The 23,088-nt window shown below is 60.0% G+C and carries 24 protein-coding genes; 15 read left to right on the top strand and 9 right to left on the bottom strand.

What is annotated here, in order from left to right:
* Positions 1–89: 89 nt before the first annotated feature.
* Together JOE33_RS06375 and JOE33_RS06370 are read right to left on the bottom strand one after the other, a co-directional pair.
* Positions 90–578, bottom strand: a complete 489-nt coding sequence (locus tag JOE33_RS06375; protein WP_010427572.1) for a CesT family type III secretion system chaperone — start codon at positions 576–578, stop codon at positions 90–92.
* A gap of 372 nt (positions 579–950) precedes the next feature.
* Complete coding sequence (locus JOE33_RS06370) at positions 951–2,186, bottom strand: hypothetical protein (RefSeq protein ID WP_209924048.1); 1,236 nt, start codon at positions 2,184–2,186, stop codon at positions 951–953.
* Between the two features lie 376 nt (positions 2,187–2,562).
* Here JOE33_RS06370 and JOE33_RS25980 point away from each other — a divergent pair, with 376 nt between their 5' ends.
* The 15 genes from JOE33_RS25980 (at position 2,563) to JOE33_RS06300 (ending at position 12,660) form a co-directional block, all read left to right on the top strand.
* A complete protein-coding gene (locus tag JOE33_RS25980; protein WP_143009981.1) occupies positions 2,563–3,048 on the top strand; it encodes a Rap1a/Tai family immunity protein in 486 nt (161 codons plus the stop codon).
* A 523-nt stretch (positions 3,049–3,571) separates the two neighbouring features.
* A complete protein-coding gene (locus JOE33_RS06360; RefSeq protein WP_010427580.1) occupies positions 3,572–4,480 on the top strand; it encodes a sigma-54 dependent transcriptional regulator in 909 nt (302 codons plus the stop codon).
* A gap of 259 nt (positions 4,481–4,739) precedes the next feature.
* A complete protein-coding gene (locus JOE33_RS06355; protein ID WP_010427582.1) occupies positions 4,740–5,021 on the top strand; it encodes a hypothetical protein in 282 nt (93 codons plus the stop codon).
* Positions 5,022–5,114: 93 nt separating this feature from the next.
* On the top strand, positions 5,115–6,095 hold the full coding sequence (locus JOE33_RS06350) for a hypothetical protein (protein WP_187625255.1): 981 nt from the start codon (positions 5,115–5,117) through the stop codon (positions 6,093–6,095).
* A 20-nt stretch (positions 6,096–6,115) separates the two neighbouring features.
* A complete protein-coding gene (locus tag JOE33_RS06345) occupies positions 6,116–6,490 on the top strand; it encodes an EscI/YscI/HrpB family type III secretion system inner rod protein (RefSeq protein ID WP_010427586.1) in 375 nt (124 codons plus the stop codon).
* An 11-nt stretch (positions 6,491–6,501) separates the two neighbouring features.
* Entirely contained in the window at positions 6,502–7,332 is an 831-nt protein-coding gene (sctJ, locus tag JOE33_RS06340) for a type III secretion inner membrane ring lipoprotein SctJ (RefSeq protein WP_032612075.1), read from the top strand.
* Positions 7,329–7,889, top strand: a complete 561-nt coding sequence (locus JOE33_RS06335) for a hypothetical protein (RefSeq protein WP_054994551.1) — start codon at positions 7,329–7,331, stop codon at positions 7,887–7,889. Before sctJ ends, JOE33_RS06335 begins: the two co-directional genes overlap by 4 nt.
* Positions 7,867–8,439: a type III secretion system stator protein SctL gene (gene sctL / locus JOE33_RS06330; RefSeq protein ID WP_050549112.1), complete on the top strand. Its 573-nt coding sequence runs from the start codon at positions 7,867–7,869 to the stop codon at positions 8,437–8,439. The genes JOE33_RS06335 and sctL overlap by 23 nt, the downstream gene beginning before the upstream one ends.
* A gap of 112 nt (positions 8,440–8,551) precedes the next feature.
* Positions 8,552–8,773 carry a hypothetical protein gene (locus JOE33_RS06325; RefSeq protein WP_010427593.1) on the top strand — a complete coding sequence of 74 codons (222 nt, stop codon included), beginning with the start codon at positions 8,552–8,554 and terminating at the stop codon, positions 8,771–8,773.
* Positions 8,760–9,200 carry a hypothetical protein gene (locus tag JOE33_RS06320; protein WP_010427595.1) on the top strand — a complete coding sequence of 147 codons (441 nt, stop codon included), beginning with the start codon at positions 8,760–8,762 and terminating at the stop codon, positions 9,198–9,200. Before JOE33_RS06325 ends, JOE33_RS06320 begins: the two co-directional genes overlap by 14 nt.
* Positions 9,193–11,298: a type III secretion system outer membrane ring subunit SctC gene (gene sctC, locus JOE33_RS06315; protein ID WP_032612077.1), complete on the top strand. Its 2,106-nt coding sequence runs from the start codon at positions 9,193–9,195 to the stop codon at positions 11,296–11,298. Before JOE33_RS06320 ends, sctC begins: the two co-directional genes overlap by 8 nt.
* The gene (gene hrpT, locus JOE33_RS25735) at positions 11,295–11,498 is read left to right on the top strand and encodes an HrpT family type III secretion system protein (RefSeq protein WP_025990807.1); all 204 of its coding nucleotides are present in this window, start codon (positions 11,295–11,297) and stop codon (positions 11,496–11,498) included. Before sctC ends, hrpT begins: the two co-directional genes overlap by 4 nt.
* Before the next feature lie 5 nt (positions 11,499–11,503).
* Complete coding sequence (locus JOE33_RS06310; protein WP_010427599.1) at positions 11,504–11,869, top strand: hypothetical protein; 366 nt, start codon at positions 11,504–11,506, stop codon at positions 11,867–11,869.
* A gap of 40 nt (positions 11,870–11,909) precedes the next feature.
* The gene (locus tag JOE33_RS06305; RefSeq protein WP_010427600.1) at positions 11,910–12,296 is read left to right on the top strand and encodes a CesT family type III secretion system chaperone; all 387 of its coding nucleotides are present in this window, start codon (positions 11,910–11,912) and stop codon (positions 12,294–12,296) included.
* Between the two features lie 163 nt (positions 12,297–12,459).
* A complete protein-coding gene (locus JOE33_RS06300; RefSeq protein ID WP_187625256.1) occupies positions 12,460–12,660 on the top strand; it encodes a hypothetical protein in 201 nt (66 codons plus the stop codon).
* 176 nt (positions 12,661–12,836) lie between these two features.
* Here JOE33_RS06300 and JOE33_RS06295 read toward each other — a convergent pair whose 3' ends face one another.
* The 7 genes from JOE33_RS06295 to JOE33_RS06265 form a co-directional block, all read right to left on the bottom strand.
* Positions 12,837–18,371: an AvrE-family type 3 secretion system effector gene (locus JOE33_RS06295; protein ID WP_209924047.1), complete on the bottom strand. Its 5,535-nt coding sequence runs from the start codon at positions 18,369–18,371 to the stop codon at positions 12,837–12,839.
* A 114-nt stretch (positions 18,372–18,485) separates the two neighbouring features.
* The gene (gene sctU / locus JOE33_RS06290) at positions 18,486–19,574 is read right to left on the bottom strand and encodes a type III secretion system export apparatus subunit SctU (RefSeq protein ID WP_032612081.1); all 1,089 of its coding nucleotides are present in this window, start codon (positions 19,572–19,574) and stop codon (positions 18,486–18,488) included.
* Positions 19,571–20,380: a type III secretion system export apparatus subunit SctT gene (gene sctT / locus JOE33_RS06285; RefSeq protein ID WP_025990808.1), complete on the bottom strand. Its 810-nt coding sequence runs from the start codon at positions 20,378–20,380 to the stop codon at positions 19,571–19,573. The genes sctU and sctT overlap by 4 nt, the downstream gene beginning before the upstream one ends.
* Complete coding sequence (sctS, locus tag JOE33_RS06280) at positions 20,380–20,643, bottom strand: type III secretion system export apparatus subunit SctS (RefSeq protein WP_010427610.1); 264 nt, start codon at positions 20,641–20,643, stop codon at positions 20,380–20,382. The genes sctT and sctS overlap by 1 nt, the downstream gene beginning before the upstream one ends.
* Positions 20,644–20,650: 7 nt before the next feature.
* Entirely contained in the window at positions 20,651–21,304 is a 654-nt protein-coding gene (gene sctR, locus JOE33_RS06275; protein WP_032612085.1) for a type III secretion system export apparatus subunit SctR, read from the bottom strand.
* On the bottom strand, positions 21,301–22,482 hold the full coding sequence (locus JOE33_RS06270) for a FliM/FliN family flagellar motor switch protein (protein WP_240009367.1): 1,182 nt from the start codon (positions 22,480–22,482) through the stop codon (positions 21,301–21,303). The genes sctR and JOE33_RS06270 overlap by 4 nt, the downstream gene beginning before the upstream one ends.
* Positions 22,479–23,087, bottom strand: a complete 609-nt coding sequence (locus tag JOE33_RS06265) for a type III secretion system HrpP C-terminal domain-containing protein (protein ID WP_010427616.1) — start codon at positions 23,085–23,087, stop codon at positions 22,479–22,481. The genes JOE33_RS06270 and JOE33_RS06265 overlap by 4 nt, the downstream gene beginning before the upstream one ends.
* Position 23,088: the final 1 nt, after the last annotated feature.

The raw sequence follows: 23,088 nt of genomic DNA, 5'->3' as shown, positions 1-23,088 counted from the left end.
CACGCCCTGCACTTTGGCCAGTTCGATGTTGTCGTGTTCAGGTGTTTGTACGCGCCCGATTTGCTTTGAGCTGCCAATGCCGAGCGGACTCATGAGAGGGCCCTCTGCGAAAGTACGGTGCGTGCCGGTTGCGGCGCTGGCGCTGCCGTCGTCCGCTGTTTTGAGCTGCTGTCGCCGAGGAAGAAATGCTCACGCCATGCCAGTGCGTAGTCGGCCAGCGAGCCCATCTGATCGAGAACCGCCTTGCCGGACAGATCAGCCAGCGGCTGTGCTGCGCTGAGCATCATGTGCCCGCTTTGCTCGTTGCGACAGAACGTGACGGATTTTGCGGAATTCACCATATGGAAATTGGTGTCCATCAGGCGGATCAGCACTTCTTCGCGGCGCTTGTCGGGCAGTGCGCCAAGCTCGCAATGGATCACGACGTGCTCTTGCTGCTGGTCGCCGACCGGGTACATGGAAAAGTCGACGCCGCGAATGGTGAGGTGCGTCAATTCATGAGACAGGATGGATTCAGGCAAGAGGGCCAACTGGCGGATTTCGTCCAGCAGCCGGCGATATTGATGAGGTATAGCCATGATTATTATTGTCCTCAGCTAGGGATGGGGTGCTTCGATGTAATCGCTTGTCCAGGCCAGGCAGCCATAGGGCAAGCGTTAAAAAAGTGAGTGGCAGCACGTGCACAACGGGTTCCCGACAAGGGTGTCCGTTCGGCCGAAAATGCCGTGCAGGGGGATCTGCTCAGTGGGGTGTTACGGTGCCTGCGTGCAGGCAGGGGGCGATGTATCGAGATGCGCACGCTGTAACGAAGGTCGTGACGAACGGCCACGATGAGGAGTGATGCCGTACCTGCCTGGCAGGCTCAAGACCCGCCGCGCATGTTTACACCAGCGAAATGCGCGGCAGGGGACAGTGCCTGAAGCCAGAAAGCTTGAAGCCAGAGAGGCGGCTTAGAGCATGCCAGCCACCTTGCGTACTTCTTCAGGGGCCGCCTCGTTGCCTGCCAAGGCCCCGGTATAGGCCCCGAAGAGCGCCGTTGCAGGGTTCTTGCCACCGCGGGCAATGCCTTCGAGTGCGTCCACGGCCGTTTCTACACCACCTTCGATGCCACCCTTGATCATCCCGCCCAGGCTGCCGTCCGAATCGCCGACACCGGTCAACACTCTGCTCAAGCCGGGAATGAACCACAGCGCCTTGCCGGCCTCGCCTGCAGCCCAGGGCAGATCATTCTTGGTACTGCCATCTGCTTTCACGTGAGTGTCATTGGTCTTGTCCAGGCGGTGATCATCCTTAAGTGCGCCATAGCCTTTCTCTGTGAAGTCCTTCCAGTTGCCGGCGGGTGTTCCGTGCCGTGCATCGCCGTCGTCGGTAATACCTTCCAGGTCGCCGTTGCCAGCCTTGTCACCGCGATCACTGCCACTGGCGCCGTGCGAGGCATCGATGTAATTGAGCACGCGTGCAGCGTTATAGGCCGCGTCGGCCCGTGCCTCCGGGTCCTTGTTGTTTTCCGTCCAGTCTCCGAGCTGTTTGTAGGCACCCTCACGGTTGATGTCCTTCTGATCGCCCAGTTTGGCGAGGATAGGGTTGGCCTCGATGATTTCCTCGGCGCTACGGGTGTCACCGGCTGGCCTGCCGGTGGCTTCAGTCGGCTTGGTGGAGGTGTCTTTCTCGCTCTCCGCTGCCGGTTGCGCGCCTGCGTTGCCGGTGACCTGCGAAGGTGCTGCGGTGGTGGTCGCGCTGGACGGAGTTGCAGCAGGCTGCAATTGCGCCAAGGGGGCGGCTTGCTGGGCGCTGTTACGACCTGCTGTGCCCAGCTGGATGTTGATTTCTACGTCAGGGGTGGGTTTGTTCTGCGCAGAGGCATTGCCGCCGACGTACTGCATGCTTGAGCCACCGCCGGAATGCTGGAGCATGGTGCCGAGGACTTTATCCAGCATCTTCGCCAGTGGCGAGAGCAGTTTCGACAGCCCGTCACTGCCGCTCAGCCCCTGACTCTGCTGACTGGAGGTGTTGTTTTGCAGAGAGGGCGGTATCGAGCCACCGCTGTTGCTGCCATAGCTCACGCCACCAGAGCTGCCTTGAGCGCCTTGATTGCCCTGCGTCGCCTGGGGCTGGTTCTGACTGCTTTGGTCGGCGCGATACAGAGACGCACTGCCGCTGGCCAATGACCCTGTGCCTTGAGCCACGTTACTGAAATTGCCGGTGGCGCTGTTGCCGCCGTTACCGGAGTTGTTCTGGGTGTCGGCCGGTTTGCTGGCGTCCTGGCTGGGCTGGGCTTGGCTTCAGGCTTTGTAGCATTCGGTGTGACGTCAGGGGTTTTGGGTGGCGAGCTGCTGAGTCCAGGTAATTTCATGTGCTCTCTCCGAACGGATGATCGATTGGCGGTGCTCCAGCCCACTGATGGCCGCTTGCCGGGCAGCGGGCGTATTCGAGGTTGCCGGTAGGGGTTGATGCTTGAAGACCCACGGGTGAAGTGGGCAAGGGATGTGTGGCTGCGCAGGGACAATCGGTTCCTTGCAAACGCGTTTCAGAAAACTTTGCACAAAACATGGAACCGGTTTGGTGGCTTCGACCACACAGCGTCATGATCACGACGAGATCGACCCGATGGTGCCTGGCAGTTTTTTCCGTGCGCAGTACGTGCACAAGCCTTCGCGCGGGCGTACGGAAAGGTCTGTGGCCAGCAGCGCAGGCGATAAACATTTGATGCGCTCGATGCGATTCGCCGGCGGGCTTGTGCTGGCCAGTCTGTGTGCTTCTGCCCACGGCGCTTTTTTCAGCGGGCACGACCTGCAGCAACCGTTACGCGAGATCCGGCAGGGACGGCCATTGACGGCCGGCCAGATGCAGGCGTTGGGATACGTTCAGGGTGTTTACGATGCGAATGCAGGCTTGTTGTTCTGCAGTCAGGAGGGCGTGGATGCCGGTGAGGTCGTGCAAACCGTCAATGCCTACCTGCTGACGCATCTGCAGATGCTGGACCAACCGGCAAGTGTCGGCCTGACCGCTGCGTTTATTGCCCGATGGCCTTGTCGACGCCAACACTAGTGGAGCGATCCAATACTCCTTTTCACGGGCAACAATACTATTTTGTAGTTTATAAACTTTGAACAGGTTCACACCGTATGGCACAGTAGTGGTGGCGCAGTTAATGTGATGCGCGTACATGATTATGAGAGTTAAGTTGTTGGTGTGAAGTGCATTCATAAAAATGTCACTTTTAACAGTCACCCTGATCTGCTGTGTCGCAAACAGTAGGTGAGTGTCGTTTTTAGAGTGCTTGAAGGCTCTGGGTCGGCACATGCAGTAAGCCAGTGTTTACGGGCTTAACAGCATTAAAAAAGCGCTAACTATAACTTCCCGGGAACTTAGTTCGTGAAGCCTAGGTCTAGGATGAGCGGACTTTTCGAAAATACCGCATCCCCTCTGACTGCCTTCCCGTTGTAACAGGGAGAGGAAAGTCATTAGAAATGCAATCACTTTACTTGTGCGGCCTCTGTAGTTTGTCAAGCGCAAATTATATACCAATAAGGCCGAGACACCGGACGTTTGTGCGAAGAGGGTATCCCACATGGATAGACGTGAGTACGAAGCGGACCTGAAGGATATTGCCTATTTTGGCGATTTCGTTGACTTGCAGTACCTGGCTACCAATACGGCTCCGTTGAATATCGACCTGTTGCTGGTCGGTGAAACCGGCACGGGAAAGGATACCCTCGCTCGACAGATTTACCGTCTGTCGCGACGACGCGGAGCGTTCGTCGCGATGAATTGCGCTGCCATTCCGGAGAGTCTGGCCGAGAGCGAACTGTTCGGTGTCGTCAGTGGTGCCTATACAGGTGCCAGCAAATCACGCAGTGGTTATGTGGAGGCTGCTCAGGGCGGCACGCTATACCTCGATGAGATCGACAGCATGCCACTGTCATTGCAGGCCAAGCTGCTGCGGGTACTGGAAACCCGAGGTGTGGAGCGCCTGGGATCGACCGAATTCATCCCGGTGGACATGTGCGTGATCACCTCGTCGCAACGTCCCTTGGAGCAACTGGTGGAAGAGGGTACTTTCCGCCGCGACCTTTACTTCCGCCTCAGCGTGGTCAGCATTCAGATGCCGCCGCTGCGCGAGCGTCGCGAGCAAATCATCCCGCTGTTCAATCGCTTCCTGGCCAAGCAAGCCATGCTGGTTGGGCGTCCCGCACCGGTGGTGACGCCAGCGGTGACTCAGCAACTTCTGACTCATTCATGGCCCGGCAACATCCGCGAGCTCAAGTCCAGTGCCAAACGTTTCGTATTGGGCTTTGCGCCGCTGGCCCAGGCATGTTCACCGGAGCCCTTGCAGTTGAAGGCGCAGTTGCGGGTCATCGAGCGGATTCTTATCGATGAAGCCATGAAGCGGCATCAGCAAAGTGTCGAAGCGGCCAGTTTCGAACTGGGCATCCCGAGTCGCACTCTTTATCACCGCATCAAAAGCCTTTCAGCCTGACGCCTCGTTTTATCCGACTCGGTTCTCAATACCGTTTTAACCTTCGATCCCGGCCCTGCAGCCAGTATCTGCAATGGTTGCGCGCCTCTGGCGCTCACTGCGGGGGCCGTCGTCAACGACTTCATTCGTCAGTCACCGACTAATCAATTCGTTAAAAGTGGAACTGCTTTCTTCCTCGTGCCCACTCAGTGATCAGGACTGACGATCCAACCGTGTCAGGCCTGAATCTCCCACGCTATTCAACAAGCTGAGGTGCATTATGTTGGGCAATCTTTTTAACTCCATTAATAACACTATTGGCAGTGCTTCCAACGCGTTCGGCGCGATGACCGCGGGCAGTGACGGTGGCATGACCGATCGCTCCTCCGAGAACGCCGAGAACTTGTCCGACGCCACGGGCGCAGCTGACTCCAAGGTCACTAATGCCGGTCGCGAAAGCGTCAAGGTACAAGCTGAAAACGCCGTGCAGAGCATGGTCCAGAAAGCCGACATCAATCACATGAACAACGTCTCGCAGAACGTCGGCTCCATCAGCTACTGATCGCGTCTGGCGGCGGCTTGGCAAGCCTGTTGCGAGGTTTGCCACGACGCCGCCGTCATTCTTGTATGCCTGATCATCAGAGGACGTATAGGCATGTCTATCTCCCCCATGAATATCGAAAATAACAGTCGGTCGTTCGGCCTCGGCAACGAGTCGCAGACGCGATTCGGCACGAACGCGTCTGGCGCAAGTGAGCGCCCACAGACCCTGGATGCCGCGCTGGACACATTGGTCAAGTCGATGACCAATGACAAGGGTCAGGTCAACAGCGACAACCCGCTGGTCAAAATGCTCTCCGATTTCCTTGAAAAAGCCCTCGGTTCGATGCTCCAGCAGATGGGCGCAGGCAGCGGTGCGCAGGGCGCCGCGCAGGGCACAGGCGCCTCTACGGTGCAGAACATGTCGCCGGAAGAACTCAAGGAAGCCTTGAGCGGCATGATCGAGCAACTGCTCGGTGGCAGCGCGGGGGTGGGCGGCAGTAGCGGCGCAGGCGGTGAAGACATATTGTCCAAACTGCTTGGCGGCCTGGCTCAGGAAAAGCTCAACAGCCTGCTGCAACCTTCTGATGAAGCCTCCAATTCGGGGGGGGCCACGTTTGACGAAAAGGACAAAGCCATCCTCGAAGAGGTTGCGCAGTTCATGGATCAGCATCCCGAGGAGTTTGGTTCTCCGCATGACGCAGACGGCAACACCAAGTCGTGGTCTGACGAACTCAATGAGGTCGATGACAAAGGCAATCCTGACTTCAAGCTCAACAGCGCCGAGGCCAGCGCCTTTCAGGATGCGATCAATATGCTGGGCCAAAGCGCTGCCAGTGGCTCTGCGTCATCGTCGGGCATGCTGGCAAACAGTGGCTTGCCCATCTCCTCTGGTGAAGGCGGCGGTGGCGGATCGGCTGGCGGTCCTGGTGGTGGAAACTTCGGCGGCGGCAACGTGAGCGTCACCCTCAGTGCCGAGGACTTCCTCAAGCTGATGCAAGGCGGCACTCAGGGTGGGGCTTCCGCGCAGAGCCAGGCTCTGAGCCAGGATGCCTCGCAGACCGCCGGATCAATCATGGACAAAATGTTTAGCTGACAACCGCGACGGAGGTCGATATGTCGATTGGAAAACTGGATAACAGCTCGGCCTCCGCCGCGGCACTCAAGCCGGAACTGGAGGAGCAAGAGGGCTCCGCGACTCGCGGCGATGCCGACTGGTTCAAGGCTGCTCTTCAGAAGACCGAGCCCACCGAGGCTGCGGGGAGCTTCTCCGAGCAGGTGATGAACCCGCTCACGCGCAAGGCCCTGTCTCTGGAGGACATGTCCAAGGACGCCGGCAAGGCGCTTCGTGAAGCCTCCCTGGACTCGGACCCGATGAAATTCATGGAGGCCAGCCGGGCGCTGAGCTCCTACTACTTGCAAACCTCACTGTCGGTAAAAATGATCAGCAAGGGTTCGCAAGCCTTGGACAAACTCACCAACATGCAGTGACGGATGGGCTGATGAGGCATTTTCTGCGACATCTGGGCATGATCGGGCTGGTACTGTTACTCAGCGCCTGCGGCGACGAGATCGAGCTGCACGGCAAGCTGTCGGAGAACGATGCCAACGACGTGATCGCCGAGCTTTCGAGCAAGCACATCGAGGCTACCAAGCGCAGCAACAAGGAAGGCGTGAGCGTGCTGCTCTCGGCCAGCGATATCAACCGCGCAGTGCGGGTGCTGGAGGCGGCGGGGCTGCCGAGACGTACGCGTACCAACCTGGGTGAAATTTTCAAGAAAGAAGGGGTCATTTCCACGCCTCTGGAAGAGCGGGCCCGCTATATCTACGCCTTGTCTCAGGAGCTTGAGTCGACCTTGTCGCAGATCGACGGGGTCATCGTTGCCCGTGTGCACGTGGTATTGCCCGAGCGTGTCGCGCCTGGTGAGCCAGTGCAGCCGGCCTCTGCCGCAGTTTTCATCAAGCATGCCGCCAGCCTCGACCCGGACACGGTGTTGCCGAGAATCCGGCGCATGGTGTCCAGCAGTATTCCGGGTATGGCGGGCGCTCTGGATAACACCGAGAAACTTTCGGTGGTGTTTGTCGACGCCCAGGCGTACCAGGAGCAGCAGGTACTGGTCAGTTTCGGCCCGTTTCTGGTGCCCGAACAGCAGCTTGGCTCGCTCAAGGCGTGGAGTGTTGCGCTCGCTGTGGGGATTTTTGTCTTGCTCGCCGGTCTGGCGCTCTGGCTGCGTCCGGCCCTGCGTCATACGTTGCTCGGTTTTCTCGGCAGGCGTTCTGCACCCCCCGCGCCGGGGACCGATGTCGTTCCAGCGGGCGAGCGCGCCACATGAATCAGGCGCTGGCCCACTACTGGCTGCAATGGTGGCTGCGCCCCTGGCAGTGGGCTGACCCCAGCTGGTCCAGCGTGCTGGGCGAGCGTCAGTTGAGTAATGACCAGTTTGTTCTGCTCTCATCGCTACACCCGGATCATCTGGGTACGGCGTTTGGCGTACAGGCCAGCAGTCCGCTGCTGCCCGATGCGCTGATCGTGGGACTTATTCAGGCAAGCGAGCAGCGAGAGACGGTGCTCGCGGTCGTTGAACACCTGTGTACCGCGCGCGCCACCCGGCCTTTGCCCAATGACGATTTACGCCCTTGGTGTCGCAGTATTGCCAAGGCGCTGCGTCCCGGCAGCTGGTTGCCCGACGAGCACATTGAGCCTCTTCAATTGCTGGCCCAATGGTGTGGCGAGCAGCAGTGGCAGCGTCTGCGCCTGTTATGGCCACGGGCTATGGCGATGGCTATCGAGCCGCAGCCATGCAACGAGCCCAGACGTCTGGATATGCTCTGGCGTGCCGCGTTGCAACGAGTTCTGGAGGAACCTCATGTTCATTCGCCGCAAGCTTAGCCTTGACCCGAACCTTCCCAGCCTGGCCCAGCCCTTGTTGCGTCGTGAGTGTTTCAGTGATGTGGCTTTGGCCAGTGAATATCTGCAACGCGCTCGCGCTGAAGCGCAGGCGCTGCTCGCTGATGCCCAGGTTGAAGTCGAGCGCATGCTTGCCGAGGCTCAAGCAGATTTCTGGGCGCGTGCCGATGCCTTTCTGGGTGACTGGGAGGCTGAACGTCAGGCACAACGCGACGCGCTGGTCGAGCAGGCACAAGGCCTGTTGAGCCAGACCCTGAAGACCTTGCTGGACGAGTTTCCCCAGGAACAACGTGCCTTGGCGCTGGTACGTCAGCTTGACCAGAGCCAGTCCCGGCCGGTGCGTGCCACCTTGCGTTGTGCAGTGGACATGCATGAACCCGTCGAGGCCTGGCTGCAGCACCAACCCCGAGCGCATTGGCAACTGGAGCGTGATACCGGCCTCGCTTCCGGCACGTTGTTGCTGAGCACCGAGCAGGGCGATTTCGGCCTCGACTGGGAACGCCTGCGCACGTGCGTGCTTGAGCTTGCCTGAACGGCTCCCGCGTGACGCAGCTTTCAAAAAAATGATCAATGTGACGGGTCACGGAACCGTTTTCCGCGGCGCGACCACTCATCACTGTCATCCTTTTTCGAGAGAACGCGCCATGACGACCAACGCCCTGGAAAGACGGCTGGACAACAACTACGAGCGAGCCAATCGCAGCTATGAGTCGGTGACCAAAGCCGCCGCCGACGACCCCAGTGTCGAGAACATGCAGGCTATTTTTGAAGAGACCATGAAAACCTCTTCGGCCAACTTCGCCATGAACCAGGCGTTCAAGGTCAAGCACAGCCTGACCAAGACGGTGCTCGATGGCTTCCAATGAGCTGTACGCTCAGCTCGAAGCCTGCCGCCTCGAGGCTGGCGGGCTGTTCGAATGCTGGGTGGACGGAGTCAGCATCCAGGTGCAGAACCGTGGTGGTTTCTTCTGCCGCGTCGCGTTGCCTGGGCGCATTGGTATGCAAAACGAGCAATTGGCACCTTTGCTTCGCCTCGCCGAGGCCAGCCTGATGGGGGACGACCCTATTGCCCTCGCTTACGACAGCCGTCAACAGCGAGCCTGTCTGGTGCGCTGGCTGAACGCCGATGCCGACACCTCGACCCTGATCGCCACGGTAGAAAACCTGGCCAATCAGCAAGCCGCCTGGATTCAGGTACTTGCCGAGCAGGCACCCCGCCAACCCGCTAGCCGACCAGCCATTCAGGCTTCGCTGGGCCTGGGACTTTTGCACAGAGGACTTATGAATGGCTAGAACAGCCTGGACCTGCCTGCCCTTGATGGCTGCGATGCTCTGGGCGACGCCCACCCTGGCAGTTGTACCGGAACAATGGCGCGATACACCGTATGCCTATGACGCCAAGAATGCCCCGCTGAGCCAGGTGCTCAACGACTTCGCCGAAAGCTTTGGCGTCAAGCTGGAGGCGGAGGGAATCAGCGGCACCGTAAACGGCCGGATGCGCAGCGAAAGTCCGGAAGCCTTTCTGGACCGCCTGGGGCTTGAGCACAAGTTTCAATGGTTCGTTTACAACAACAGCCTGTATGTCAGCCCACTCGACCAGCAGCAGTCGAAACGTATTGAAGTGGACGAGAAATCCGTGGACGACCTCAGCGAGGCGTTGACCGATGTCGGCCTGCTGGACAAGCGTTTCGGCTGGGGTGCGTTGCCCGAGCAGGGCGTGGTGCTGGTGCGTGGCCCGCGCAAGTATGTCGAGCTGATCGAGGATTTCAGCAAGAAGCAGAAGAGCCGCGATGAAAAGCAGGAGGTCATTTACCTGCCGCTGCGCTTCGCCAACGCTGCAGACAGACCGATCAAGTATCGCGGCGAAAGCCTGAAAATCGATGGCGTTGCCACGCTGCTGCGCAACCTGCTCGAACGCCGTGCCTCGTCGCTCGGCGGCGGAGCCTTGAATGCCGATGCGTTGCGTTCCGGTACGCTGCCGATGGCAGGCATGGGTGGCTTCGGTGCTGATGCGAGCAACTTTCCGCAGTTATTCGATGACTCCCGTTCGAGCGAGTTTGCCGGCCAGAATTACCAGCCTCCGAGCGAAGATGAACAGCGCTCCAGTCGTTCGCGCAGTCATATCAGGGTCGAGGCCGACGTACGCAATAACGCCGTGCTGATCTACGACGCACCCGAGCGCCGCTCGATCTACAAGGATCTTGTCGAGGAATTGGACAAACCGCGCAATGTGATCGAAATCGACGCGATCATCGTCGACGTCGACCGCAGCCAGATGGACGAACTGTCCAGCAACTGGGGGCTGAGCGCCGGCAACTTCAGCGGCGGAGCGAACATTGCCGAGAACGGCCGCAGCTCAACCATGTTCGTCCAGGATCAGGACAAGTTCTTTGCCGGGCTGCGTGCCCTGGAAGGCAACGGGTCGGCCACGGTAATCGGTAATCCATCGGTGCTGACCCTGGAAAACCAGCCTGCAGTGATCGACTTCAGCCAGACCGAGATTCTCGAAGCCGTGGGCGAACGGGTCGCCAACTTCCAGCCGTTGACCGCAGGCACCAGTCTGCAGGTCATTCCCCGCTCGATTACCGCGTCCGGTGCCAAGAACCAGATGATCCAGCTGGTCGTCGACATCGAGGACGGGCAGATCGAGGAGTCCAATATCCGCGCCGAGCAGCCATCGGTAAGGCGTGGCAACGTCAGCACTCAGGCCGTCATCGCCGAGAAAGCCTCGCTGGTGGTGGGTGGTTTCCACGTTTATGAAAATAACGAGCGGACGAAGAAAGTGCCGTACCTGAGCGCCATTCCGATTCTGGGCAAGCTGCTGTTTACCGCACGCGAGCGGGGCCAGTCCAATCGCGAGCGGCTGTTCATCCTTACCCCGCGCCTGGTCGGTGATCAGGTCAATCCGATGCGTTATATCGACTATGGCAATCCCAATCATGTGCAGGACCGTCTGAACAAGATCAAGGAACGCCGCGAGGGTGCCGAGCAGCCTAACCGCACCGTGGTCAGCAATGCCCTGAGTGAAATGATCCGCGGCACGGTTCCTGCCGGATTCACCAGTGCTTCGATCCCGCTGCGTCCGGAGACACTGTGTGACGGCAATCCTGCGCTGCAGCTCGATCCGCGTCGCGCCCAGTGGTATGCCAGCGATCAGGGGTTCGGCATCGCAGTGGCTCTGGTGCGCAATACCACCGACAAACCGCAACGCGTCGATGAAGCCGGTTGTGGCGGGCGCTACGTGGTGGGTGTGAGTGTCTGGCCCAACGCCTGGGTGCCACCTGGTGGCGAGGCCGAGGTGTTCATTGCCTTGCGACCACCCAAGGTCAACAGCGGTGCGCCATCACGCCGCTCCTTGCTGACAACTGCCGCGGAGGTGCGCCAGCCATGAAGGCTCTGGTACTTGCTGTCACTGTTTTGATATTGGCCGGTTGCTCATCCTTTGGTCACTCCGGATGCACCGGGGAGGCATGTGATCGGCCAACCTCCACTAACCGTGAGGTTGTTATCTGGTGGCCGCCGCAAATGCGCGACGGTCTCGGCCTGGGGGATGAACAGGTCGATTTTACTCGAGTGCCTCTGGAGGATTGAAAGTTATGACCACTCGTAATATTGACAAGGAGCAGTTCTACGCCGAAGTGGTGGCAGGGCGTCCTGCCATCTGGGAAATCGCTGCGGGCGTGTCGTTCTGTACGCGCCGTGAGTGCATGGACTGGGGGCTGGCCCTGCAGGTCGACTGGCACAACCTTGGCCCGTCGCAGTTTGGCGAGGCGCTTGAACGTCGTTTCGATGACCCGGAACGCTACCACGATTACTTTCTGTTTCTGGACTCACGTCGTGAATTCGTGATCTGGCGCTGTCTGCCGGGTGAGCTGGACAGAGCCGCACTGGATGAAATCAGCACCCATCAATTGCAACTGATGGGGCTGGAGCATCTTGGCAAGAGCCTGTCGCGTCATTGAGACCCGTCAGGTTCCTCATAGCTGATACGGAGCATAACTTGTGAGCACACCTCATGCAGATCGCCTGCTTGCGGCCCTGGCCGCTCAGGCTGGCAGTCCACTGGCGTTCGAGAATGGCCTGTGTGCACTGGCCGATGAGCAAGGCCAAGAATTGGCCAACATCGAAGTCCCGGCCCCCGGTGACGTAGCGTTCGTACACGCACGTATCGATCTTGATCAAGCCGGCCCGGGCGTTCACGAGCGTTTGCTGCAGCTCAACTTCAAGCCTGAACAGATGGGCGGATGCTGGCTGGCGCTGGATGCGCAGAACAGCGTGCGCCTGTGCGCCCAGCAAGACCTTGGCAGGCTTGACGAGCTGAGCTTCTGTCAATGGATCATGGGGTTTGTCGATCGTCTCGGAACCCTGCGCAAGATATTGGTGCGCTAGGAGCGCTCGGCGTTCCAGCTCGGGTTGCGCTGGGACAACAGCCGCTCCTGACGCCGCGCGTGATCTTTTCCGGGCCACCAGGTTCAACCTGCGGCCGGATCGGCTCAGGTGCCTTCAACCGGTTAAACCATAACGTTGTTCATAAACCAGAGAGGAAATCCCCATGCTCCAAGCACTCGCTGCAATCGCACGTCCCCTGGCTCCGATCGCTCAGGATGCCATGCGCAACGTCGCTCAAGGTGCCGGTCAGCAATTGGCCGGAAGCGGTGTAGACGCCATCAAGAACATGATGAGCGGCCAGCCCAGTGGCGGCTCAGTCTCTTACGCCAACGACCCGTCGGAACAAAAACCGGCGACCTACTAACCTCGTTTCGGGCGAACGGTGCTGCCGAAAGGCAGCCCGTCGCGCCTGTCTCTCGCAACCTCCCGCCTGCTTGTTTCGTTCTCCTGCCTCTATTGATTTTTCATGCTTGATCAGCGATCAGCGATCAGCGGCCACGCGAATGCCGACGGCCGCTCGAGAGCGGCCGTCGGCAGCCATCACAACGCGCCTGTGCCTCGTGGTCCACTGCCGGTATTGGCGCTGCCGCTGGCATGTTCCATCGCGCTCTCGCCAGGCTCTGCCGGAGCGCTGTGCAGATTCTTGCGGTTATTGCTGCTCCTGATCTTGATGTTTTGCTGCGCCAGGTCGTCGCGTACATCTTTTTTGACCCATGGCATGACCAGCAGACCACCCGGTGTCACGCTGACGGGCTTGTGTTCCTGATCATGGCTGTACTTGAAGTCCAGTGAAGCCAGAACCACCGTGCTGTTGACCGCTGCACTGCTCTTGGCGCTGAGCAGCAGGCTTGGCGTGGCTTTGCCGTCACTCTGCGTAGCGCTGCGCAACACGGTCATACTCTTGATGCGAATGTTTTCGTCGTCACGCAACGCGGCTTCGAGTTTTTTCTGGATATCCGGATCCCCGGCATTCAAGCCAGCCTCGAGGTGCTCCAGTGTTCCGGGCTTGAGTTCCAGAACCAGCTCCATGGATGTGGGGCCTTCGTTTTCGGCGCGTCTGGCCATCTCCTGAAGCACCGGGTGCTTGTTGATGAACCTGACGATCTCGTCGGCGTTCTTGCCAGAGGTCCTGTCACGCCAGGGCGCTGAAGCCCCGGTCAGACCACCTTTGTTCAATTGCACCCCGGTCGCGGTGTACTTGTGTTCACCTGAGGCCAGCAGGCGTCCGCCGGATTTGGACAGCTCGTTGTTCTTGTCCAGTTGCTGAACGGTGTAGGCCAGCTCTTTGAGCGCCTCATTTTCCAGAGGCAGATGCTCAAGTTGTTTGACTACGCGTTGCAGCGCCGCCAGGTGGCCTTCCATTTCCGTTTTCTCCAGCTTTTGTCCCGCAGCGATGGCCTTGGTGGCTTTTTCCTGTAGGGCGGTCGTGTCGTCTGCCATCGTGTTGGCTTTCATATCGACAGCCAACTGGCGCGCCTGGGCCAATACCGCATCGCGCTGTGCTTCGGTTGGCTGGGCGGGCAGGGCATCCACCGCGTCTTTCAAGTCGGTTACCCGATTGGCCTGGCGGGGCAAGCCCTCCTTCAATCGGGGTAGCAGGGGTTTCAGTTCATCCAGACGGGTCGCAGCCGGTCGTTGTCGAGTGGATACCGTGGGCGAACTGAAGCTCCCCAGAGGGCCGGGTGTCAGTGTGGGCGGAACGTTTACCGGTGCCGGCGCACACCCCTCCAGTTCGTCCAGCAGAGCCTGCCGTTCACTCACCGCCTGTGCAACCTCCTTGTCCTTGAGCACTTTTGTCAGGGCTTTTTCAACATCGTGCAGCTGCGGTGTGGTCACCGCCTTGCCGGGCTTGAAGTTGAGCGTGAATTTATCGTTCTTCGCGCGATCGATGGCAAAGCTCACGCTGAAGGCATCGGTCAACACTGTCTGGCCAACGAGGATATGGTTTTTGACTCCCATATTATTGGCGTACCCGTCAGGGTGGACGATGCCATTGGTGGCGCCACCGATTCGGGAATAGGTGCCTACACTGGCGCCTGGCAGTACATCACGGGCCCGTTTCGTTGCGATGGCGTCCTTGCCCTCGCCTTTATGGGTGGTCACGCTGGTCTTGGAATTATTCAGCAACGTGGCTTCGGCATTGACGCCCAGGGTGGCACGCAGGAACGCGTTCCAGACGCCACCGTCTTCGCTGCGCAGCAGCGTGCCGCCCAGGTTCAGACGCCCGATGTCCACGCTCGCACCGGCGCCCAGAGTCTGCTGGAACAGCTCACTTTCTTCCACCGAACCGCCCTTGTCCTGGCCCAGCCGATACAGGTCCGACAGCGAAGCACTCGGGTCGAGCAGGTTTTCCATGATATTGGCCATACTGGCGTTGCTGGCGGTCAGCCAGCCTGCGATCGCATGGGTGTAGGTGGCCTTGGCACTGACGTCGGCGCTATACAGGCTGCTGATTCTGCTCGGATTGTCGGTCGGACCGGAACCGAACAGGCGGTGCGCCACCGCCGAAGGCGCGTGGTAGTAACCGACGTTTAGAAAACCATTGGTGCTGTGGCTGTTTTTCAAACCCAAGGTGGTTGCGCTTTCACCGCCTTCGGTTTCAAGGCTGATGCCGTGCTCGCGTCCTCCGCCGAAATTGACGTAGATGCCACCGCCGTCAGGGGTGAGCGGGACGATCAGCGAAGGTGTGGTAAAGGTGGCGCCCTTGCTGCGCAGCAATGATGTCGCATCGCCCGCTTTCAGGTTGCCGAAGTGGTCACCGATGGCGTGCATGTCCGCAGAGAACGAGCGGGTGGTGTTGTACTTCAGGCCGTGTTTGCCGGTCAGCTCGCGTGCCACGGTATCGCGGGCCTCCTGGAGTTTTTCCAGCTCGGTATGGCTGACGACGCCATTGTCGCTGAACAGCTTGATGTCGTTGTTCTCGTACGCCATGCGTAAACCCTGCAACTGATCCAGCGCGGAGCTGGCACCGGTTTTTTTGCCGGCGTCATTGCGGCCGCCTGTAACCGTTTCGTCGTTCGGATTTCTGCTCAGAAGGTCGGCCATCTGATGCAGGAGCTGTGCGTCGAGCAGTATGCGATCTTCCAGCAGGCTGCTGGGGCTCTTGCTGCGGCCGGTGTTGTCGAGGCTCGGTTCGAGTCGGCGGTCCGGTAGCTTGAGGCCCATGTTCACCAGCTCGCGAAGCTTGGCCCGAGCCTTGTTGTCGTTATCGAGCCCGCTGCCGTTCAGCGCTCTGCTCAGCACGCTCACGGTTCCGCCGTTGGCGTTGGGCATGCGAGTGACAGGCTTCAACGCGACGCCGCGCTCGTCCAGCAACTCGTGAATCTGCCCCAGACGCACAATGGCCTGGTAGCTGCTGTCCTCGACACTCTCGCGTAATGCCTTGATCTGTTTATGCAGTTGCGCTTTTTCTTCGCCCGCGCGGCCCTGTGGCTGACTGCCAGTCTTGAGTTTGTCAATGCGTGGGTCCAGCGGCGGTTTGCCGATCATGGCCGTTGGGTTATCGAAACTTTCGTAGAGTCGTTGTGATTCCTGATAGAACGGGTTGAGCCCCGCACGGCTCCGCGCACCGGAGGTTGCGATATGATTGAGCGCGTTCTTGAAGCGGTCTTTGGCCTTGTCGCCTGATTGATAAGCCCGCTTGAGGTCCTGGGCATTGGCCCTGTGCGTTTCAACGGGATGGAAGTGGTGTTGGTAGGATTCCCCCATTCGATGAAACGCTTCATTGGCGTTCTTGAAGATGTTCCCGCTGCTCACGCGCGCATTATCGGTGGTGGAGCCAAGCATCGTGGTGGTCGACGAGCTATTGGCATTGCCAATCTTGCCGGTGCGGTGGTTGCGCGCCTGCATCATTTCCCATTGGGTATTGGCCGCCGGGTTGGACTGAGCCTTGGTCGGCCGCAGGCTGATCGCGCCGAGGCGGTCATAAGACAGTTCCAGTGTGTGGGTAGATACTGAAGGGCGGTTTTTTGCGGCGTTGGTGTTCGTGGCTCCGCTATCTGACGCAAGGCCCACACGCGCCTCGCGGGCCAGGGGCGTTTCCTGCCCGCTTGGCTGTAGCCGTGGACGTTGCAGCCTGACCTCGAACACCGGCCGCTTGTTCGGACCCATCTCGACCTTGCCGATGGTGACTCGGGCCCGGGAAAGCTCGGCTTCGCTCAGCGCCATGCCAGGCTGTTTTGCCAGAACTGCCTTGACCTGGTCCTTGAGTACGTCGGTGGGGGCGTGCGAAGGCTCCTCGGCAATGCTTTCCAGAGCCTGCGCCGAGGTGGGGGCTGTCTTGCCAGCAGAGCCGGCCTGCAATCCGGCTGGCGTCCACGCCGCTGTTTCTCGGTGTTGACTCTGCGTCCACTGGTCATGGGGCAGCCTGTAAAGATTGCCACCGGCCGATGCATACAGGTGTTTTGCCTGATCGAGCGCCAGACTGTTGATGGGCAGCGGCCTGCCATTGGCATCACGCGGGGCGGGAATATCGACACTCAGGCCGTCCAGGCTTGCCTTGAGCGCAGCGGGAGCAGTGCTGTCGGGGCGGGTGAGCAAGGCGAAGTGCTTGTCGTCGAGCACCGCACAATGACTGACCGGCTCCTCGCTCAAGGTGCTACCCAGTTCCGCAGAGGTCGAGCGTCCCAGTGCCACCGGCTCCTCGTTACCCAGTTTCAACTTGGGTTGAGCGAAACTGACATCGAGAGCCTTGGGTGCGTGTTTATGGATCACATAGGGTTTGTCGTCCAGGCCCAGCACCAGATCACTGACGCCATGCGTATGCAGTTTGTCCCACTGCTGAGTGGTCTCGTTCCACCCGCAGAGCTCGCCGGCCTTGTTCAACCCCAGCGCTGCCCCGTTGTGCAGGCGGATCTGGGTGTCGCTCGCGTTGATGCGATCGGGCAGGCCGTTGTTATTGAGCAGGTGCAGTTGCTTGCTTATCCGCCAGCCCGGCTCGATTCTGGCCTGCACTTCTTCTGCATCGGGGATGACCCTTGGCTGGTGCAGTCGAGTACTGTGACGCAGACCCATACCGTCGCGTATCACGGCTTTGAGTGTGCCGCCGTCGGCGATGAATCCCTCGACGGCCGCCTTGTCGGCGGCCTCTGCACCGACGGCCTGATCAAAGTGCAGTTTCACGCGCTGCAGTTTGAACTCGTCCTTCGGCTCCAGCTCCTTGGGCATATGCAGGTGATAAAGCCCGTCATCCTTGTCGAGGACGAACAGGGTCGCTCGTCCGTTGGTGGCTGGCAGCAGTCCCACGCGCTTGACATCAATGGGCTCGCCATTGGCCTTGCGCAGAAGTGCCTCACAGCTTTTGCCCTGATACGTTTTCTCGGCCAGTTGCACCTTGCCATTGCGCATCAGGTTCGCTTCATGGGTTTGTGTCGCGCTGTGGTCGCGCACGTCGTCCTTGTGGCGGTAACGTTTCAGATCGCCGTTGAGGTCCAGCGACAGGCGAGAGATGTCATCCTGGGACGGTTGATCAGGTACCCAGCGCTGTGTGTTCTTATCGAACGCGTACACCGTGCGGCCATGCAGGGTGAACTGGCGATTACGCCGGTCGGTATAGATGCCGGTACTTTCAGCCTGATGCCCCCGGCCAGCCGGGTCCGGCCTCCATTTCATCGGCATCGACGATTTCAACGTGCTGATCAGTGCAGCACTCTGTTGCACCTGATGGTAATGATTATCCTGATCGCGCATCAGGTAACCCCGCACATCGGTGCCTGTTTCATGAGCCAGCAATGCCCGAACGTCTGCGTACTTGCCTTCGGCGTTGAGCTTTTGGGTAATTGCGTGCGCCGCGCTGGAGTTGACCATCTGCAGGCCGTTCTCGCTGCGGTCTCGCGGCGGGCGCATCAGAGGCTCGTGCCAGGCGCGCTGTTCGTTTTTGTCGACCTTGCGCTGGCTTGCACGGAATGCGCTGGTGAGCTTGCTGCCGGCCTTCACCAGAGAGTTCGCCAGGCGTACTCGCGATGAGCCATCCTGGATCTGATTGAGGCGCGGGGCCTTTTTCTGGCTGTGCAGATCGGGCTGCTGTTCTTTTACCGCATGAGGTTGACCATGCGTGCGGAATGAGAGCGGATTCAAGTTGACCATACCTGGAATACTCATTTGCAGAGCCGAACATCTGTGTGGCCTTAAGGCCGAGAGTGGTTCCAGAGGCTCTGGAAAAGGGTTCTTGATAAATCCTGCAAGGCGGTGTCAGAGGATATCGATGTCGTTGGCCTGGATGACTTCACGCTTGGCTTCGTCGTCCAGTTGCTTGATCACGCCATAGATCTGCGCCACGGCCTGCAAGGTGTCACGCGGGATGAAACGGTCCTGGGGGACGCGATACAGCGTGCGCGCCAGCCAGATGCACTGCACGACAGGTATGCGTTCACGCTTGGCTTCTTCGATCAGCGCCAGGGCGCCTGCGTCGATATTTTTACAGTGAATGCGCGGCAGCGCGGTTTCGCCCGGTCGGTAATACAGGGCCACCGCGTAGTGGGTTGGGTTGACGATCAGCACATCGGCGTCCTTGACCGGCTTTGGCGGGGCCTTGGGTGCCTGATTGAGCAGTTCGTGCGCAAGCTGGCGACGGTGACCCTTGATCTCAGGGTTGCCCTCGGAGTTTTTATATTCCTGCTTGATGTCTTCCATGCTCATGCGCAGCTGTTTGGCGTGGAAATATTTCTGAATGGCAAAGTCGGCGACGGCGAGTACCAGCAGGATCCCGCACGTGACTCGCAGAATCTGGTGGAACAGTTTGGAAAGTGCATGCCAGAACGTCACCAGGTCGCTGTGCACCAGGCTCACCAGAGTGCCCAGCGCGGGCTCGACGATCATCCACATCACTACAGCGATAATCGCTGCCTTGATGATCCCGGACAGTGACGTGGTCAGGCTGCGCAGGGTGAACATCTGCTTGAGGTGGCTGAACGGGTTGAGTTTTTCCATGCTCGGCTTCAACGCTTCGGGCGCGAACAGCACGCCGAACTGCATCCAGCTGCCCAGCAGTCTCATCAGCATGGCGACGCCCACGCTGAGTACTGCGAAGGCCGCCACCAGCCAGACACCCTGGGTCACCACTTCTCCAACGGTACGCAGGAAGGGCTGATCCATGCGCGTCATGGATAGCTTGATCAGCGACTGAAGTTTTTCCATGCTGACATCGGCCATGCCCAGCGTGATCTCACTGACTACCACCAGAATCAGCAGCTTGGGCAAGTCCTGGCTCTGGGCGACCTGCCCGCGCTTGCGGGCGTCGCGAATCTGCTTGGGCGTAGCGTCCTGATTCTTTTCACTCATGGCGCAGGCTCCAGAGGTGCCGGAACAATCAGCAGCAGCGTGTGCCGCACGTCGCGCAGCAGTTCAAGGCGCTCGGTACCCAGATCCAGCAAGGTGGGCAGGTAGATCACCAGAAACGCCAGACCGATCACGCACTTGGCCGGCATGGCGAGGATGAACACGTTCAATTGCGGGCTGTAGATCCCGATCAGCGCCATGGCGGCTTCCACCAGCAACAGCAAGGCAATGAACGGTGCCGAATACAGCAGCAAATGGGTAAAGGTGTCGTTCACCAGGCCCAGGTACACCTCGAAGCCCTGTGCCTGCAGTGCTGGCCACCAGCTGGTGGCTGGCCAGATCTGATAGCTGTCCCAGATCACCTGCATCAGCAGCGGCAGGCCGCCAATGATGATCAGCAGCATCACCAGGGTTTCCTCGAACAGTTGCGACAACGGTGTGACATCAGCACCCAGTGCCGGATTGAGCTGGCCGCCGGTCAGCGCGCCACGCTGGTTGTCGAGCAACACACCCACGGCGCTGAACAGGAAGAACGGCAGATAGAGCACCAGCCCCATCAGGGTGCCGAGGACCATTTCCTTGAAGATCAGGAAGAAGATGCCCGTCCACGACTCGCCCAGACGGCTCAGCTCCTGACCGATGCCGGGAGCTGGAATCAGTGCCAGGGCGGCCAGAACGGCATAGCGCGGCAGGCCCTTGAGATGCTTGAACAGAAAGGCCGGCACCAGAAACATGCAGGGATAGAGGCGCGCCATCGACAAGGCGATGCCATTGAACAGTTCATAGGCGAACTGGGCGTCGAACATGATCAGCCCTTGCCGCTCTGGGCAATCATGTTGAACGCCAGGTTGGTCAATTGAATCAGCTCGACGCCTATCCAGCGGCCCGTCATTGCCAGGGTCAGCCCCACCGCCAACAGCTTGAGGCCGAAGGGCAGGGTCTGGTCCTGGACCTGCATCAGCGCCTGCACCAGCGAGGTCAGCACGCCGACGGCAACGGCGACGATCAGTGGCGGGGCGGTCAGGAGCACGACGAGAATCATGCCCTGCTTGAACAGGTTCAAGGCTTCCATCGTACCCTCACATATAGGAGTAAAAGAGGCTGTCGAGCAGGCGTGTCCAGCCGCTGACCAGCACGAAGAGCAGGATCTTCAACGGCAGCGAGATGGTCATCGGAGAGACCATCTGCATGCCCAGTGCCAGCAGGAGATTGGAGACAATCAGGTCGATGACGATAAACGGGATGTAGATCAGGAACCCGATCTCGAACGCTGCCTGCAGCTCGGACAGCACGAACGCCGGGATCAGTAGCAGCAAGTCTCCACGGCTCGCGGCATCGGCCATATCCTTTGGCCACATGCGCAAAGCGTTTTCGTGCAGATGGGTCAGCACATCGGGGTCCACGTTGTGATTCATGAACGCCTGCAGCGGTGCCAGCAGGGCCTTGGCGCTCCTGGTCAGGTCGCGGGTGTCGCGCAGTTGCAGCGGATTGTCCTGAGCGATGGTCGCGATCTCGGAGAACACCGGAGCCATGACGAACAGCGTGGCGGCCAGGGCGATGCCATACAGCGCCATGTTCGGCGGCACTTGCTGCACGCCGATGGCGTTGCGAGTGATCAGCAGGACCGAGGCGATTTTCAAAAACGAGGTGCACACCACCAGCAGGAAGGGCAGCAGGGACAGCGCTCCGAGAAAGAGCGCCAGCATGATCGGGTTCGTGTCATTAAGCGTCATCCGCGCTCGTCCACCTGAAGGATCTGCAAGCCGAGTCGCCCCTCGACGTCCACCAGCTCACCCTGCGCCAACCGCCGCTCGCCGTAGTAAAGGCCGGCCAGCCCCGGCTTGATGCCTGGCACTTCGAGTACCGTACCCGGCACGAGGGTCGCCAGCTCCCCAAGGGTCAGGTTGATCTGGCCGCAGCGCAGCGTCAGCGGGAGCGCCAGATCATTGAAAGCCCCGGTTGGTGTTTCAGACACAGGCCCGGACGACGGGTGCGGGTCGGCGTGATGCTCATGACCGTCCTCGTCTTCAACCGCATCGTCTTCGTATCGGTCATCGTCAAGGCCGGCGTCTTCCTCATAGGCATCAGCCCCATAAGCGTCCTGCGCATAGGCGTCATCGGCCTGCGCGTCATCGTGCGCCCATGTCTCGGCGGCCTCGCTGATCGGTTGATCCAGCTCATCACGGTCTGTCACCGTCCTCTCCTCGATTTGCAAAACTTCCAGTTGCAGGCGTTCGGCGTGCTCAACGATACGTACCCGAACGTGGCGCGGCCCCATGACCAGCGCGCCATGTCCGGCAGTGTCGAAATCGGCTTCGCCGGGGCAGAGCACGTCACCCGGACGCAGGCTTTCGATCGCTTGCCAGGGCAGGCTCAGGCGTCCGAGACGCATTGCGAACGTCAGTGCCAACCCTGAGTGGTCGAGTGGTGGATTTACGTTCCATACGGGTTGCTCGAGCCAGTCGGCGAGCGCGTGCGCAGGGAGTGCCAGTACGCTGTGCAGGCGTCCGGCGCTCAGTTGCAGGGTCAGCTCGCAGTATTCGAACTTCTCCTCTTGCTGTTCAGGCGAGGCCGATGGCTGCAGGGCGCCCAGCACATTGGCCAGCTCTGCTGACAGCCCGGCGTTGTACAAGGGCCACAACCAGCTTTCGGCGCTGTCGGCGGTTATGAAGGCGGGGGTGCTGGACCAGGCGCCGAGCACAGCCTGGGCATCGCTGAGCCCCATCTTTCCCAGCGCGCAGTCGAACCAGTGCATGGGTGTGCTGGCAGGGGCACGGCGGCTGGTTCTGAGGGTCATGCGTCCCGGCTGATCGGAGACGCTGAAATCCATCCAGGGTTCGCCTGCCAGACGCCGGGCGATGCGCACCTGGGCATGGCTGAGGCGCCGCAGCGGCAAGGCGTGGGCATTCATGCGCGCCCCTCATGGCGAACACTCAGGTTGACCGGCTGGCAGAGTGCCCGGCTCAGATCATCCTGACAGCGCGTATGTTGCTGGCGCAGGTGCTCGGCGGCATGTGCCTCGGCGCAGTCCAGATCGATGTCCCAGCCGCGTGGCGAGCGATTGCGTGCATTGAGGCCGATGCGTCCCAGGTTGGGCATGAACAGCGTGGCCTGGAGAGACTGGCCGGAGCCCGACGGCAGGCGCATGGCCAGGTCATCGACCAATTGATTCCACCCGGCGAAACCGGCCAGACCAGCCGTGTCGGTCTGGCCCATGAACGACTGCCCTCGTGAGCCGCCTTGACCTTGACCATTCATGCCGCCCGGCGGAGCCAGCAGTTGCTCAAAGAACAATCCGTCGGCGAGTCGCTCGGACTCACCGTGCCGGGTTTTTCCGGCCTCCCTCGAGGGGGCTTCCCGAGGGCGCTCGGGCTCGTTGTTTCTCCCTTGCGGGCGTGCAGGCAAACCTTGCGGCCGAGGGGTGTCGCGGGCAGGCTCGCGTTTGCTTTCCTGGCGTTCCGGCACTGAAGGTTGGCGGTGATCGAGCAGGTGATGGACGGGGCTGTTGAGGTTCATT

It is taken from the genome of Pseudomonas sp. PvP027 (genome assembly GCF_017833005.1).
GTDB classification, from domain to species: Bacteria; Pseudomonadota; Gammaproteobacteria; order Pseudomonadales; family Pseudomonadaceae; genus Aquipseudomonas; species Aquipseudomonas congelans.
The sequence above is the reverse complement of the archived record's forward strand: the minus strand, read 5'-3'. Positions and strand labels throughout refer to the sequence as shown.